Here is a 14,757-nt window from a genome sequence, read left to right on the forward strand (position 1 = left end):
ACCTGAGCGCAAACTCCTAGCCTTGGTGTCTACGTTGTTGCTTTTATGGACAATATGATGCTCTGGCCGTGGCTTTATGCCACCAGGGTGCGAGGTAGAAATGCCTGCATCTCCCGTATTTGGAAAGGTGTTATGGTACAACTTACAGACGCATTTGCGCGCAAATTCTATTATTTGCGCCTATCGATTACTGATGTGTGCAATTTTCGCTGCACATATTGCCTGCCCGATGGCTATCGCCCGGACGGATTAAAAAGTTTCCTGAGCCTTGACGAAATAAGTCGCGTCAGCCGTGCATTTGCTATGCTAGGAACTGAAAAGATCCGTTTAACCGGCGGCGAGCCGTCCATGCGCCGCGATTTCACCGATATTATCGCCACCATTCGTCAAAATTCCGCAATCCGCACTTTGGCGGTGACCACCAATGGTTATCGTTTAGCGCGTGATGCCGCTCAGTGGCGCGAGGCGGGGTTGACGGCGATTAATGTCAGTGTTGATAGCCTCGACCCTCGACAATTTCATGCCATCACCGGGCAAGATAAATTCCATCAAGTGATGCAAGGTATTGATGCGGCTTTTGATGCGGGTTTTGAGAAAGTCAAAATCAATGCGGTGTTGATGCGGGATGTTAATGACAAGAATCTTGGGGCATTCCTTAACTGGATAAAATCTCGCCCCATTCAACTGCGATTTATTGAATTGATGGAGACCGGTGAGGGCGGCAATGTGTTCCGCAAACACCATGTTTCCGGTGATGTCATTCGTCAGCAACTACTCCTGCAAGGCTGGCAACAGCAAGAGCGCGCGCGCAGTGATGGCCCAGCTCAAGTCTTCCATCACCCGGACTACTTAGGGGAGATTGGGCTTATCATGCCGTATGAGAAAGACTTCTGTGCCAGTTGCAACCGTCTGCGTGTTTCTGCACTGGGAAACCTGCATTTATGCTTATTTGGCGAGCAGGGTATTTCGCTGCGTGATTTGCTAGGCAGTGATGACCAGCAATATGAATTAATGGCGCGCATTCAAAGTGCATTGCAAACCAAGAAGCAAACTCATTTCTTGCATCAAGGGAATAGCGGCATTACGCAAAATTTATCATTTATTGGTGGCTGATCGGCTGCAACATTAAGAACAGAGGTTATATATGACCCAATTGACTCACATTAATGCCGCCGGCGAAGCCCATATGGTGGATGTCTCTGCCAAAGCGGAAACTGTGCGTGAAGCGCGTGCGGAAGCTTTTGTTGAAATGCATGCCGCGACATTGGCGATGATTATTGATGGTAGCCATCATAAAGGCGATGTGTTTGCCACCGCACGGATCGCCGGTATTCAAGCCGCAAAAAAAACCTGGGAATTGATTCCCCTGTGCCACCCGCTATTGCTGACCAAAGTCGAAGTTCAGTTGGAAGCACAGCCGGAACACAATCGGGTTCGCATTGAGTCCTGCTGCCGCCTGACGGGTAAAACTGGGGTGGAAATGGAAGCTTTGACAGCGGCATCCGTCGCAGCACTGACCATTTACGACATGTGTAAAGCCGTACAAAAGGACATGATAATTGGCCCGGTTCGCCTGTTGGCGAAAAGTGGCGGGAAATCCGGTGATTTTAAGGTGAACCCATGATTCAGATTCTATTTTTTGCTCAGGTGCGTGAGCTGGTGGGGGTTGATCGCTTGGAAGTGGCGGCTGAGTTTTCAACCGTCGACGCTTTGCGCCAATCCTTGTGTCAACGAGGTGACCGCTGGCAGTTGGCTCTTGAAGAAGGGAAATTGCTCACGGCAGTGAATCAATCGCTGGTCAATGCTCAACACCCCTTAGCCGCAGGGGATGAAGTGGCTTTCTTCCCACCGGTGACGGGAGGTTAATGATGGACAACACGCGCATTCGTGTCGGGCCAGCAGCATTTAATGTCGGCGAAGAATACACTTGGTTGTCGCAGTGTGATGAAGACGGGGCGGTGGTGACCTTTACCGGCAAAGTCCGTAATCATAATTTGGGTAGCAATGTCAGTGCGTTGACACTAGAACATTACCCTGGCATGACAGAAAAAGCGCTGGCTGAAATTATTGCTCAAGCACGTAGCCGCTGGCCCTTACAGCGCGTGTCAGTGATTCATCGGGTTGGGCCATTGTTCCCCGGAGATGAAATCGTCTTTGTTGGCGTGACCAGCGCTCATCGCAGCATGGCGTTTGAGTCTGCTGAGTTTATTATGGACTATCTGAAAACACGGGCACCATTTTGGAAACGCGAAGCAACCACTGATGGCGAACGTTGGGTTGAATCACGCGACAGTGATCATGCCGCAGCTAAGCGCTGGTAAACTGTAAGTAAACCCGTGTAAAGATTGGCCCTAAATACCTATTTTTACTCCCTTGTTTGCCCTATTTCTGTGGTACCCTAAAAGAGTCGGTGGGCTGTCAGTTGATGGCCTGTATCATTATTTATATGCATAAGGTAACTACCATGGATCGCTATCCACGCTCTAATGGTTCAATTGTCGAACGTGCCAACTCTGGCATTCAGGCATATATGGCGCAGGTATACGGCTGGATGACCTGTGGTCTGTTATTAACAGCGGTAGTCGCATGGTACGCAGCGAACACCCCTTCAATTATTTTTGCTTTGCAGTCAAATCAAATCCTGTTCTTCGGGTTGATTATTGCTCAGCTTGGTTTGGTTTTTGTTATCTCCGGCATGATTAATCGCCTGAGTGGATCAGCCGCAACCTCACTGTTTATGCTGTACTCTGCACTCACGGGGCTGACACTCTCCAGCATCTTGATACTGTACACCGGCGCATCCATCGCCAGCACTTTTGTCATTTGTGCCGGGATGTTTGGTGCTATGAGCCTTTATGGCTACACCACTAAACGTGATTTGAGTGGTATGGGCAGCATCCTGTTTATGGGCCTGATCGGTATCATTCTGGCGTCTTTGGTTAACATTTGGCTAAAAAGCCCGGCGTTGATGTGGGCTGTGACTTACATCGGTGTTTTGGTATTTGTTGGCCTGACGGCTTACGATACCCAGAAATTGAAAAACATGGGCGCGCAGTTAGATGCCAATGATAAAGATGGTTTCCGTAAGTATGCCATCGTCGGCGCATTGACCCTGTATCTTGATTTCATCAACCTGTTCCTGATGCTGTTGCGGATTTTCGGCAACCGCCGCTAAGTTGGTTGATTAAGGGCTGCGGCGCGGCAAACTTGCCCGGCGTACGCAACTCTAAATTTGAAAGGACACCGTATTGGTGTCCTTTTTGTTTTTCGTGAGTACAGAAAATGGCGGTGTTACGCGATTTTTCGTCTAAACATCCCGTAGGCCGCGCTCCCCGTGGTAGCGGTTATTACCAACAGCGGCCATAAACTGTGCCAAATGATGTCGAAGCTGGCATCCTTGAGGTAAATCTGTTTGGTGATATCAGTAAAGTGGCGGATAGGATTGATCCACGTGATATTTTGCAGCCAAATAGGCATGTTCTCTACCGGAGAGACATAACCAGAAAGCAATATTGCGGGCATCATAAAGACAAATACGCCAATAAAGGCTTGTTGCTGAGTTGAACATAGCGATGAAATTAATAAACCAAAACCGACCAGTGACAAGCCGTAGAGCAGCATAGTGCCATAAAACAGTGCCAGTGACCCTGCAAAGGGGATTTGGTAGAAAAATATGCCGATAAACAATACGATAGTGGCCTGGAAAGTGGCGACTATCAGGGCCGGAACGGCTTTGCCGATAAATATCTGCCAGGTTGTCAGTGGTGAAACCAAAAGCTGTTCCAGTGTCCCTTGTTCCCGCTCCCGTGCGACTGACAGTGACGTGACAATCAATACGCCAATAGTTGTAATCATCGCTATCAATGATGGCACCACAAACCATTTGTAATCCAAGTTCGGGTTATACCAATTTCGAATCACTAGCTCGCTGTTATTGGGTTTGATTTGTCCCTTGGTCAATTCTAATTGGTATTCTTGTACGATTTGCTGAATGTAATTTGCTGCTATTTGGGCGCTGTTGGAATTGCGACCATCCAGAACCAACTGTAACTGAGTGGTTTTGCCATTGGCCAAATCCGCACTGAATTGCGCAGGAAAACGAATTAACAGCAAGGCTTTCTGGTTATCAATCACCGGCTGAATTTCTTGTGGGCTGTGCAGCAGCAACACATGAGAAAATGCTTCGGCTTTAGCAAAGCGCTGAGTGAGTTCTATTGACGCCTTACCGCTGTCTTCGCTGTAAATGGCGATAGTGGCATTGGTCACTTCTAATGTGGCGGCGAATGGGAATAAAATCACCTGCAATATCACCGGCATGATTAATATCGCCCGGGTTTGCGGTTCGCGCAGCAGCGACTGCAACTCTTTAATAATCAATGTGTAAAGGCGATGAAACATCGTTAACTCCCTTCGGTTAATCTGGCCGACGACCTAATCTAATCGACGATTCGTTTTCCATGCCGTCAGGCCGATAAATACGGCGGCAGATGCAATTAAAAACAACAGGTTAATCACCAAAACGGTACCGATATCACCCGCCAGGAACAGAGTTTGCAAGCTGCTGACAAAATAGCGGGCAGGAATAATATAGGTGACGGCGCGGACCACGGCGGGCATGCTGTCGATTTGGAAAATAAATCCTGACAACATAACCGCGGGTAGAAATGCGGCGTTCAGTGCCACCATGGCCGCATTAAACTGGTTGCGCGTGATGGTCGAAATCAGCAGCCCCATGCCCAGTGTGCTGGCTAAGAATAAGCTGGTCATGACAAATAGTATCCACAATGAGCCGCGATAAGGCACCCCGAGGATAAACACTGCGACCACCATACATAGCGTCATGGCGACCATCCCGAGCACATAATAGGGGATAAGTTTTGACAGTAATAACTCACTGCGCGTGACCTGAGTAGAAAGTAGCGCCTCCATGGTGCCGCGTTCCCATTCGCGCGCGATGACCAGTGACGTCAAGATCGCGCCAATCACTGTCATGATAATGGTAATTGCGCCCGGAATGATGAAATGTCGGCTGATGGCGGCGGGGTTAAACCAATAGCGCACCTGAATTTCTATCAGCGGATCATTCTTTTGCCCCAGATTTTGCGCTTGCTGTTGTTGCCAGATTTGCCATACACCTTGGGCATAACCTTGCACAAAGTTGGCGGTGTTCGGCTCACTGCCGTCAGTAATCACCTGAATCGGTGCTTTACTCTCTGGCCGTGCGAGTTGCTCGGCAAAATCATTTGGAATCACAATAAGCCCGCGAATTTTACCGGCTTGCATAGCTTGAATCAGCGCCTGACGGTTATCACTGATTTGCGGGGAGATATAGGGCGAACTGGCGAACGCGTTAGCCAAATCTTGCGCCGGTTGACTCTGTTGCTCCATTAGAATGCCGACATGCAGTTTGCTGGAGTCCAGGTTGATGCCATAGCCAAAAATAAACAGCAATAACAATGGGATAACAAAGGCGATCAGCCCGCTGCTGGGGTCGCGCAGAATTTGCCGGGTTTCTTTACGACATAGCGCCCGCAGGCGACGCCAAGAAAATCCGGTGTCTTGATAAGTTTCACTCTCATTTACCGGCGATTTATTTACATGGGAATCATATGGCTCGGTCATGATTGCTGCTCCTTATCGTTTTGCTGGTCATAGCGCAGAACCAACCCGATAAATGCTTCTTCCATTGATGGATTAGGTTTTTCATCCGTGGCAACTTGCTGCTTTAGCTCATCTGGCGTGCCCGCAGCAATAATTTTGCCACGATAAACCAGCCCGATGCGGTCGCAATATTCGGCCTCATCCATAAAGTGGGTAGTGACCATGACGGTCACCCCTTTATCTACCATCCCATTGATATGCAGCCAAAATTCACGGCGGGTGAGGGGGTCAACACCGGAGGTCGGCTCGTCCAGAAACAGAATGTCTGGCTCATGCATCAGAGCGCAAGCTAGCGCCAGGCGCTGTTTAAACCCAAGTGGCAGTGAGTCGGGCGTTTGCTTGAGAATGGGTGTGAAATTAAACGCCGACGTCATATCGGCTATTTTTTCGCGTTGAGTTTTCCCTTGTAGGCCATAAACACCGGAGAAAAATTTCAGATTTTGCTCCACCGTCAGATTGCCATACAGTGAGAATTTCTGCGCCATATACCCCAAATGCTGGCGCGCTTTACCGGAGCTGGTTTTCAGATCCATACCCAGCACCAAAGCCTTGCCGCTACTGGGAACCAGCAAACCACACATCATTTTAAATGTGGTCGATTTACCGGCACCATTCGGCCCGAGCAAACCAAATATTTCCCCGCGTTTGACCTGAAAATTCACATGGTCGGTGGCGGCAAAGTCACCAAATTTCTTGGTTAATTCTTGGGCCTCAATCACAGTTTCATCATGGTTGCCCTCGACTTTGGGCATGATTTTCGCCAGTGCGGATTCACTGGCCGGGCCGCCGCCCAGCAAGTCGATAAAGGCATCCTCAAAGCGTGGTTCAGCCTCAAGAATCTCGCCATTAGATTGATTTAACAGGGATAATATCTGGCCATGGTCTACGCCCGGCTTGAGAATTAGCCGCACATATTTGCCTTGAATAACGCCATCACTGACCTGAGGTAGCGCCAAAGCGTGTTGTAGTAATTTGCGATTAGTGCCGGTTTGGGCTGCGACAAGAATAGTCCGGCCGCTCATGCGCTGCGTCAGCTCTTGTGGCGCGCCGCTATAGAGCAATTTGCCCTCATTGAGTAGCAAAACCTCGCGGCATTGCTCGGCTTCATCCAGATAAGATGTGCTCCAGAGAATGAGCATACCGTCGCTCGCCAACTCATGAACCATGCGCCATAGCTCGCGGCGCGAGATGGGGTCGACACCGACACCCGGCTCATCCAACAACAAGACTTTGGGCTGCCCGACCAAAGTACAGGCCAAGCCCAATTTTTGCTTCATGCCGCCGGATAGCTTGCCCGCCAGCCGCTCCGTAAAACGGGTCAAATCGGTAAAAGTTAGCAGGCGCTCGAAGGTCTGGCGGCGCTGTTCACCGGTAACGCCCCGTAAATCGGCATACAGCGTCAGGTTTTCCATCACCGTCAAATCTTCATATAAACCAAACTTTTGCGGCATATAGCCGAGGATGGAATGCAACTGGCGGTCATTTTCTACAGGGTCAAGGCCGACGACCGTCAGCTTGCCTTGGCTGGGTTTAAGCAACCCGGCCAACATCCGTAACAGCGTAGTTTTACCTGCACCGTCTGGCCCGACCAAACCGGTGACTGCCCCGCTGCGGATTTCAGTAGTTAGGCTGGCAACCGCCGGACTTTCTAGTCCGGGGAAAGATTTTTCGACACCTTCCAGAGTAATAAGATGCTGAATGCCATTCATAACTTATGCCGCCTTAAGGTTGTGCAAAACTGATGGTGACCGGCATACCTTGGCGTAGTGACTCATCAGCGTCGGTAATAATAATTCGCAAGCGATAAACCAGGTCGGTTCGCAAGTCCGGTGTTTCCACACTCTTAGGGGTAAATTCGGCGGTCGGTGAAACAAAGCCAATTTTGCCGTGATAAGGTTTACCTGGGCGGCTATCGGTAAAGATTTTGACCTCAGTCCCCGGTATGGCTTGTCCCAAGTGGCGTTCACTGACATAGGCCCGCACCCAAACCGGATCCGTCAGTGAGAGTGTAAATACGGTATTACTGGCAGACAAAATAGTGCCCGGCTCCACTGCGCGCGTCAGCACGGTTCCGCCAGAAGGCGAAAGCAAGGTGGCGTCTTGCAAGTTGAGTTGGGCTTGCGCCAATTCAGCTTCACTTTGCCCCAGATTCGCTTCGGCCTGCGCGATTTCTTGCGGGCGGTTACCGCTCAAGTATTGGGCGAGTTTATCTTTTGATGCTTGCAGATTAGCCAGGGCCTGACTGCGCGCGGTACGGGCATTTTCCAGCTCATTGGCTGATACGGCCTTGCTTGCCCATAGCCCTTGTTGGCGTTTTAAGAAGCTGTCGGCATAACTGAATGCGGCCTCGCGCTGAGAGACTTCAGACCGCACTTGGGCAATTTCTTCTTCTCGGTAGCCCGCTTTCAGTAAATCCAACTGGGCTTGCGCACTTTGCACATTGGCCTGGGCCTGTTTGAGAGCATTGAGATACGGGCCGTCATCCAGTTTGCCCAAGACTTCGCCCGGCTGAACTTTATCCCCCTCATCAACCGCCAGAGAAGCCAGCCGACCACCGACCCTAAAGCCAAGATTCACGGTGCGAATATCGACATTGCCATATAATGTCAATGTCGCGTCCTGTTGTTGACGATAATAATTCCATCCGTAACCGATGGTCGCCAGCAAAGCGACGATGACGACGGCCACTATAATCTTCTTGCGATTCATAATGCTCCCTATCTATTACCGATTTTTTATGACTACAAGGTCAATGATTTCACCGTGATGTTTTAGCCCGCAGCCCATAAAGCAGCAGGTCAATATGTTCGATAAGCACTTGATTAATCATCTCGCTTTCAGATTTACCAATCTCCAGCCAACCCACTTGCTGGCGGATAGTTTCCCGCGCCATGCGGAAAGCCAGAACCTCGCCAATCAATGCATGAGTATGAAGAATGGTTTTCGTCGCACTTGCATCAGCACCAATGAATGCCGCCAGCAACAAATTCAGTTTTTGGTGTAAGGGCGCAATAGCCTGAGCATGAATCAGCAGATATGCATCACTGGGAGAGAGTTGCTCACGCGCCATGATTTTGCTGATATTTAGCGTTTCCGGCTGTGTCATTAAATGGCTGAATTCCAGCAAACCACGGCGAATAAAATGTAACTGCTGCTCTGGACTTTGCTCCTGGCTCGGCAGCCGCAGAAACTGGTCAATATCCAATGCCAGTGGCGCAAATGCCTGCCGGATAAAATCCGCAATTTGTTGTGCTACCGCCAGATACAAACCTTCTTTAGAATTGAAGTAGTAGGTAATCGCGGCAATATTCTGTCCTGCCCGTTGTGCAATCTCGCGGGTGGTTGCCCCTTTCAAACCCAGTTCGCCGAACAGTTCGGTCGCAGCCTGTATCAGTTGTTGGCGCGCTTGTTCACCGCGGGTTGTCATCGGTATTGATGGTGTTAAAACGTGAGGTGTGGAATGGGACATAGGCTCCATACTCAATGCTATTACCCAAACTTTGGGTCTATGTGGATAAGATTTGCGCTAATAATAATGATAGCCAAATAGCAAATCAATCGTATGATTAACTTTAGGTCTCTACTGAGAATATGTAAAGTTATGGCCGCAATTCGCCCTGTTTTTGTGATCCTGAATGGGTTAATCGATGCTAATAAATCAATTCTGTTGATGTTTGAGTTAATAAAATTCTTAAGAAATGCGTAAATCTCCCTTTTCTTGCCAACATCTGCTATAATCAGCCGCAATGGTGCACTGCAGTTTGTGCCAATCCTCGTGGTAATGCCTCAATTCATGCCTCGTCTGATAATCTTCCCTTGAAACTGCACCTGACGTTATCGCCAGGATTGGGAAGATCTGGAGCTTCTCGTAATATGTCATTTGATTCTCTCGGCCTAAACGCCGACATCCTGCGTGCTGTTGAAGAGCAGGGCTACCTTGTGCCGACACCGATTCAACGTCAGGCAATCCCTGTGGTACTGGAAGGCCGTGATTTAATGGCCAGTGCACAAACCGGTACGGGTAAAACCGCTGGTTTCACCTTGCCGTTGTTGCAACTGCTGAGTCAGGATCAACAGCCAATTAAAGGCCGTCGTCCGGTGCGTGCGTTGATTTTGACGCCAACCCGCGAACTGGCTGCGCAGATTGACGAAAACGTACAGAGTTACAGCAAATACCTGAAGCTGCGTTCGCTGGTGGTATTTGGTGGCGTTAGCATTAACCCACAGATGATGAAATTGCGCGGTGGTGTGGATATTTTGGTCGCCACCCCTGGCCGTTTACTGGATCTGGAACATCAGAACGCTGTTGATTTGTCCAAAATTGAAATTTTGGTATTGGACGAAGCTGACCGCATGCTGGATATGGGCTTTATTCACGATATCCGTCGTGTCTTGGCCAAACTGCCAGCCAAACGCCAAAACTTGCTGTTCTCTGCTACTTTCTCTGATGAGATTAAAGGGTTAGCCAGCAAGTTGTTGCATAACCCTGCTTCTGTTGAAGTCGCGCGCCGTAACACAGCGTCTGAACAAATTGCACAAAGCGTTCATTTTGTTGATAAAAACCGCAAGCGTGAGTTGCTGTCTCAGATGATTGGCGAAGGCAACTGGCAACAAGTATTGGTGTTCAACCGCACCAAACACGGCGCTAACCATTTAGCCGAGCAATTGAATAAAGACGGTATTACAGCCGCCGCAATTCACGGCAACAAGAGCCAAGGTGCGCGTACCCGTGCGCTGGCTGATTTTAAAGATGGTAAAATCCGTGTATTGGTAGCGACTGATATCGCCGCGCGTGGTTTGGATATTGATCAGTTACCTCATGTAGTTAACTATGAGTTGCCAAACGTACCGGAAGATTACGTGCACCGCATTGGCCGTACAGGCCGCGCGGAACGCACTGGCGAGGCGATTTCACTGGTTTGTGTTGATGAACATAAACTGTTGCGTGATATTGAGCGCTTACTGAAACGTGAAATCCCGCGTATTGCACTTGATGGCTATGAGCCGGACCCAAGCATTAAAGCGGATCCGATTCAAAATGGTCGTCAGGGCCGCGGTGCGCAGCGCCCTGGAATGGGCCGTGGTAGCAGTGCGGGTCGTCCACAAAATGGTGGTGGTGCAGCAGGTCGCGGTGATAGTCGTGCCAGCCGTCCACGCAGCCAGGCTGATGGTCAACGCCGCCCAGCAGGCCCGTCTTCACGTGGTCGTAGCCGCAATCCAGGCGAATAAGCTAGAAAGTATTCGCTGATAAAACCGCTTCTTCGGAGGCGGTTTTTTTTTCATCTGAATTCATGTCATTACTGGGTTATCCCTTGTTTTATCCCCTGCTTCCCCCGTATCATTGCCGGTCTTTTTTACTATTATACTATGTTGGTTTTATAGGCACTGGGCAGGGCTTATTCACGGCGTGGATAGAGGGGTGGGGTCATTAGCATGCGGGTAATACTGGCGCCGATGGAGGGTGTATTAGACTCACTGGTGCGCGAGCTTCTTAGTGAAGTCAATGATTACGACCTTTGTATCACCGAGTTTTTACGGGTGGTCGATCAGCTATTGCCGGCAAAATCTTTCTATCGCCTGTGCCCGGAACTGCATCATCAGAGCCGCACTTCCTCCGGCACTCAGGTTCGTATCCAATTGTTAGGCCAATACCCAGAATGGCTGGCGGAAAACGCCGCTCGTGCGGTTGATTTGGGGTCTTACGGGGTCGATTTGAACTGTGGTTGCCCGTCAAAACTGGTTAATGGCAGTGGTGGTGGGGCTACCTTGCTGAAAGATCCCGAGCTGATTTATCGGGGAGCCAAAGCCATGCGCGAGGCTGTTCCGGCTCATTTACCGGTAACAGTAAAAATTCGTCTAGGCTGGGATTCGGGCGATCGTCAGTTTGAAATTGCCGATGCGGTACAACAAGCGGGTGCAACAGAACTGGCGGTACATGGCCGTACCAAAGAAGATGGTTATCAAGCTGAACGCATTAACTGGCAGGCGATCGGTGAGATCCGCCAGCGGCTCACTATTCCGGTGATCGCCAACGGTGAAATTTGGGATTATCAGAGCGCACAAGAGTGTATGAAAGTGACGGGCTGTGATGCCGTAATGTTAGGCCGAGGGGCGCTGAATGTGCCAAACTTGAGCCGAGTCGTGAAGTATAACGAACCGCGAATGCCGTGGCCGGAAGTGGTCAAACTGTTGAAAAAATATGTTCAGCTAGAAAAGCAGGGCGATACGGGCTTATATCATGTTGCCCGTATCAAACAGTGGCTAGGATATTTGCGTAAAGAATATGCTGAAGCCACGGATTTATTTGGCGAAATCCGCGCGTTAAAAACCTCGAAAGAAATTGCGCTCGCTATTCAACGTATTTAGCTTTAGGCATTTCAAGCACTGACTCAGGAACTAATTGAAAGTGTTTGCCAGGGTGCCGTTTTTGCTGCTATTCGTTGTTGGCTTATTTCTTACCATCCTGCATTTGTTTAAGTATCTTACCGAAACTGACTGTTTTTCTACCCACCTTTTTCATTCCATCCTCCGGTAGATAGCTAAACTTGACATAAAGAAGTCTCCCATCACTTTTGTCTTTATTTTTCAATATCTTAATCACATCATACATTTCGTTTAGATCTGAAGGAATACCGGCTGCATCAGTCAGAATAGTACCTACTGGCACGAATTTTAGTGCTTGCTCAACACTTTTGGTTAATAAGTCATGTAATGGAAATAACCCGGTAAAACGTTTCTGGGGCACATAATTCGTGATGCCCATATAGATATCTGGTAGTTCTTTGATATGGTTTTCGATACCACGAGTTTCGTTTTTAAGCAAAAACTCTGAAATCTCAAGAGGAGAGCCAATTAACACTAACGGCTTAATACCGTTCCCTTTTTCAGAAAAAAGATAATCATTATTGGTATTCTTGACTGCTTTTTGTAGTTGCCCCCGATCGACGATAAGACTGTAATATTTTCCTTCTTTCACAATAGGAGCGGGTTCTCGCCATAAGATTATTTCATTAGCGGATACAGACCCCGCCCCTACGACAGAACACATAAATAATATAGATGTATTAACTAAGATTCGCATCAATAAGTTCCTTCTTATTCTGGTGATGTTATATAGATGATAGCTATACCATAATGGCATTTTTACTGGGATTTAAAGGAATATAACCTAAGTGGATATACTCGTACAGTCGGAATAATGACCATCTCAGGAGTTATTTCAAATTGATTAAATAGCAATAAAACATTAATAAATATTAATTATTATTTTAAGCGAAAACTAAATACACCTTAAACGAGAATGGTTATTTTTTTGATTTGTTTTAAGTATCACGCTTATAGTGTGCGGGCATTTTAAATGCAGTATCTCGTTAGGCGAGGCTCCTATACAAACACAGGTTACTGATCTGACGACGTCCAGAGACGCCCAAGGTTAGGACAGGCTATATCGGATTAAGGTATAGCCCAAAGTAACTTCTGAGAAATCAGATACGTTGTATAGTGCTAAAACTTAGACACGGAGATAGCCATAGAGCACTCTCTAATCTGGTTACGCCCCTATGTGAGGACTGTTTAATTAATTAATAACAGTAATAGGGTCTTTTATGAGTTCACATCTCGATTTAGCCTTGCAAAAGCAAGGACAGCTCCATTCAGGCGAAGATAAGGAATCGACTTTAGGCGCTTATATGAGTGATGCCTATATTACGGTGTCTGCTGATATGTCAGTCGCTGAGGCTAAAACTTATTTCTTGCAGAATATCTCTGATGATGAAATACCGACACAATTATTGGTCACTAATGATAATCGGCATTTGCTTGGTTTACTCTCAGTTAAAAAATTATTGACGGAAGAACAGCAAGATATAAAAGTTTTTCAAATTATAAATCAAAATTACTTCTCAGTATCGCCAGACCAGAAGCGTCATGAGGCGGTCAGTCTATTGTCAAAAAACGGTTTAGATATCGTTCCAGTATTAAGTCACGGCAAATTAATGGGAGTATTAAGGGCTCAAGATATTGCTGAGTTGATTGAAGATGAAAATACCGATGATGCCCAAAGACAAGGCGCTAGTTTTCCTCTTGATGAGCCATACTTACAAACCAGCCCAGTAACATTATGGCGCAAACGGGTTGTTTGGTTATTACTACTATTTGTCGCAGAGGCTTATACTGGCACGGTATTAAAAGCGTTTGAGGAACAACTCGAAGCCGCTATTGCCTTGGCATTTTTTATCCCATTATTAATTGGTACGGGTGGGAACAGTGGAACACAAATTACCTCCACTTTAGTACGAGCGATGGCATTAGGTGAAGTTAGTTTACGCAATATCGGCGCAGTATTGCGTAAAGAGGTTTCTACTTCTCTAATGGTCGCGGCAACTATTGGTTTAGCTGCTTGGATCCGCGCCTGGTTCCTTGGGGTAGGAATGGAAGTCACTATCGTCGTGAGCTTAACTGTCGTTGCTATCACAGTATGGAGCGCTATTATCTCTTCCATTATTCCGATGGTATTAAAGCGCTTATCGATAGATCCTGCGGTGGTGTCGGCCCCCTTTATTGCGACCTTTATTGATGGCACTGGCCTGATTATTTACTTTGAAATTGCTCAACGGGTGATGACAGATTTGGCGTAAGGTAAACGCAAATAAAAGGCGCTTTAAGCGCCTTTTTTGATAAAGAACTGGAGGTTACTTTTTCTTGCGGCCGATAAATTTAGCAATACCTAATAGGAATACTGCCCCAACAAAAATCAGCAACGCATCAACCCAAAATGTCAAAGATGCCAAGTTTTCATCATGAATGTCAGCAAGGCCCGCTGCGATTAAAAATACTCCGAAGAGAATGCCAAAAATTGTTGTTCCCATATAAGCACCTAAAAATTAGATTTATCTAAAAATTTATGTTGGCAAGTATAGGGTGATATTTAATCTAATACATATTTTTTTTCTCATTATTGATACACCGTTGAGATTATTTTGATTAATTAAAATGTCCGGTGATACATTTACTAAGATTTAATGTTGACAGCAGAAGCTAGCCTACCGTTTCATGTTGATTGTTTTATAAACAAAAACTATCTTTCAAAATAGTCAT

At 47.6% G+C, this 14,757-nt stretch carries 15 protein-coding genes and 2 riboswitches; of the genes, 8 read left to right on the plus strand and 7 right to left on the minus strand.

From position 1 onward, the window contains the following. Position 1 precedes the first annotated feature (1 nt). A riboswitch (molybdenum cofactor riboswitch) is annotated at positions 2-146 on the plus strand. The 5 genes from moaA (at position 133) to OP863_RS06900 (ending at position 3,175) form a co-directional block, all read left to right on the plus strand. After that, entirely contained in the window at positions 133-1,113 is a 981-nt protein-coding gene (gene moaA, locus OP863_RS06880) for a GTP 3',8-cyclase MoaA (protein WP_050291430.1), read from the plus strand. (Overlaps the previous riboswitch by 14 nt.) Positions 1,114-1,144: 31 nt before the next feature. Then, entirely contained in the window at positions 1,145-1,624 is a 480-nt protein-coding gene (gene moaC / locus OP863_RS06885; protein WP_265526012.1) for a cyclic pyranopterin monophosphate synthase MoaC, read from the plus strand. Next, entirely contained in the window at positions 1,621-1,866 is a 246-nt protein-coding gene (moaD, locus tag OP863_RS06890) for a molybdopterin synthase sulfur carrier subunit (protein ID WP_038634541.1), read from the plus strand. Before moaC ends, moaD begins: the two co-directional genes overlap by 4 nt. Before the next feature lie 2 nt (positions 1,867-1,868). Then, positions 1,869-2,321, plus strand: coding sequence for a molybdopterin synthase catalytic subunit MoaE (moaE, locus tag OP863_RS06895; protein ID WP_038639641.1), 453 nt, complete (start codon positions 1,869-1,871; stop codon positions 2,319-2,321). A 143-nt stretch (positions 2,322-2,464) separates the two neighbouring features. After that, positions 2,465-3,175: a Bax inhibitor-1 family protein gene (locus tag OP863_RS06900; protein WP_038639638.1), complete on the plus strand. Its 711-nt coding sequence runs from the start codon at positions 2,465-2,467 to the stop codon at positions 3,173-3,175. 116 nt (positions 3,176-3,291) lie between these two features. Here the strand turns inward: OP863_RS06900 and OP863_RS06905 are convergent, their stop codons facing one another. The 5 genes from OP863_RS06905 to cecR are packed head-to-tail and all read right to left on the minus strand — an operon-like array spanning position 3,292 to position 9,130. Further along, on the minus strand, positions 3,292-4,398 hold the full coding sequence (locus OP863_RS06905) for an ABC transporter permease (RefSeq protein WP_038634538.1): 1,107 nt from the start codon (positions 4,396-4,398) through the stop codon (positions 3,292-3,294). 33 nt (positions 4,399-4,431) lie between these two features. Continuing rightward, positions 4,432-5,622, minus strand: coding sequence for an ABC transporter permease (locus OP863_RS06910; protein WP_038634534.1), 1,191 nt, complete (start codon positions 5,620-5,622; stop codon positions 4,432-4,434). Next, the gene (locus tag OP863_RS06915; RefSeq protein WP_145591966.1) at positions 5,619-7,370 is read right to left on the minus strand and encodes an ATP-binding cassette domain-containing protein; all 1,752 of its coding nucleotides are present in this window, start codon (positions 7,368-7,370) and stop codon (positions 5,619-5,621) included. The genes OP863_RS06910 and OP863_RS06915 overlap by 4 nt, the downstream gene beginning before the upstream one ends. 13 nt (positions 7,371-7,383) lie before the next feature. Next, positions 7,384-8,370, minus strand: a complete 987-nt coding sequence (gene hlyD, locus OP863_RS06920; protein ID WP_265526013.1) for a secretion protein HlyD — start codon at positions 8,368-8,370, stop codon at positions 7,384-7,386. A 49-nt stretch (positions 8,371-8,419) separates the two neighbouring features. Continuing rightward, complete coding sequence (gene cecR / locus OP863_RS06925; RefSeq protein WP_145589176.1) at positions 8,420-9,130, minus strand: transcriptional regulator CecR; 711 nt, start codon at positions 9,128-9,130, stop codon at positions 8,420-8,422. Between the two features lie 404 nt (positions 9,131-9,534). Between cecR and rhlE the strand changes: the two genes are divergently transcribed. Together rhlE and dusC are read left to right on the plus strand one after the other, a co-directional pair. Next, entirely contained in the window at positions 9,535-10,890 is a 1,356-nt protein-coding gene (gene rhlE / locus OP863_RS06930; protein ID WP_145589177.1) for an ATP-dependent RNA helicase RhlE, read from the plus strand. A gap of 204 nt (positions 10,891-11,094) precedes the next feature. Next, complete coding sequence (dusC, locus tag OP863_RS06935) at positions 11,095-12,027, plus strand: tRNA dihydrouridine(16) synthase DusC (protein ID WP_145589178.1); 933 nt, start codon at positions 11,095-11,097, stop codon at positions 12,025-12,027. Positions 12,028-12,109: 82 nt separating this feature from the next. Here dusC and OP863_RS06940 read toward each other — a convergent pair whose 3' ends face one another. Continuing rightward, complete coding sequence (locus OP863_RS06940) at positions 12,110-12,742, minus strand: hypothetical protein (RefSeq protein WP_265526014.1); 633 nt, start codon at positions 12,740-12,742, stop codon at positions 12,110-12,112. A 278-nt stretch (positions 12,743-13,020) separates the two neighbouring features. Further along, positions 13,021-13,190: riboswitch (M-box (ykoK) riboswitch) on the plus strand. Positions 13,191-13,265: 75 nt separating this feature from the next. Between OP863_RS06940 and OP863_RS06945 the strand changes: the two genes are divergently transcribed. Then, a complete protein-coding gene (locus OP863_RS06945; RefSeq protein ID WP_120011178.1) occupies positions 13,266-14,297 on the plus strand; it encodes a magnesium transporter in 1,032 nt (343 codons plus the stop codon). Positions 14,298-14,351: 54 nt separating this feature from the next. On the opposite strand, the gene OP863_RS06950 is transcribed toward OP863_RS06945, so the two are convergent. Continuing rightward, positions 14,352-14,528 (minus strand): hypothetical protein, encoded by a 177-nt coding sequence (locus tag OP863_RS06950; RefSeq protein WP_004391528.1) that lies wholly within the window; start codon positions 14,526-14,528, stop codon positions 14,352-14,354. Positions 14,529-14,757: the final 229 nt, after the last annotated feature.

Origin of the sequence: Yersinia sp. SCPM-O-B-9106 (C-191), from assembly GCF_026183365.1 — a bacterium.
Taxonomy (GTDB): domain Bacteria; phylum Pseudomonadota; class Gammaproteobacteria; order Enterobacterales; family Enterobacteriaceae; genus Yersinia; species Yersinia rochesterensis.